This is a genomic window from Lysinibacillus sp. CNPSo 3705 (assembly GCF_028674935.1).
GTDB lineage: Bacteria > Bacillota > Bacilli > Bacillales_A > Planococcaceae > Lysinibacillus.
Genome location: NZ_JAQZSD010000182.1, coordinates 1 through 625 on the forward strand (window position 1 = coordinate 1; position 625 = coordinate 625).

Genomic DNA, 625 nt, shown 5'->3' on the forward strand with positions numbered 1-625 from the left:
TTAATTTTCATACCTGCTTTTGTGCTTTTTTCAATTAACTCTTGAAGATATTTTCCATCGCTTTTTTCACCTGTTGTAATGACAGCTGCTGTAATAATTCGTTCATCACTCAACGCGATATGTGTCTTATACCCGAAGAAAGAAGATTCCGACGTCTTATACCCTTTTCCGCATCCGCATCAGAAGAGTAATTTAGATGTTCTTGGTAATCCTCTACGACTTCTTTTAAAACATTCAACTTTTCTTTGACAGATGGCATTTGTGCAATTTGTGGTTCCTTTTCAATGACTGAAATAACTTCCTGACAGTAAGTTAATTCATCCTTTACTTCGTTAGAAGTGGTTTTTACGGGGAATTTGTCTTTCATCGATTCGTCAATTTTGTAGACAGCTTTTCGAGCGTTTTTTGATTTCTCTTGTAAAAATTCTTTAGGCGTTATTTTTTGGCACAACAATATCGTAGATCGCCATATATGGACTTAAATGAAGGGTTTCTTGATTTGAAATCATCGGGGGCTCCACCTGCACATTAATTCTTTTATTATAAAGGAAAGCGTGACTAAAATAATAGTATGATACATTGCGTTGTTTGGAGAAGCATCGCTCGACTCCTGCGGGAAAGCGAG

1 protein-coding gene and 1 pseudogene are annotated in these 625 nt (G+C 36.5%); both read right to left on the bottom strand.

What is annotated here, in order from left to right:
• Positions 1 to 436: pseudogene (locus tag PVA17_RS24910) on the bottom strand (transposase); the annotation flags it as partial.
• The coding region (locus PVA17_RS24915; protein WP_274069366.1) for a hypothetical protein at positions 429 to 625 on the bottom strand (197 nt) is incomplete at its 5' end. The gene PVA17_RS24915 and the pseudogene PVA17_RS24910, both read right to left, overlap by 8 nt.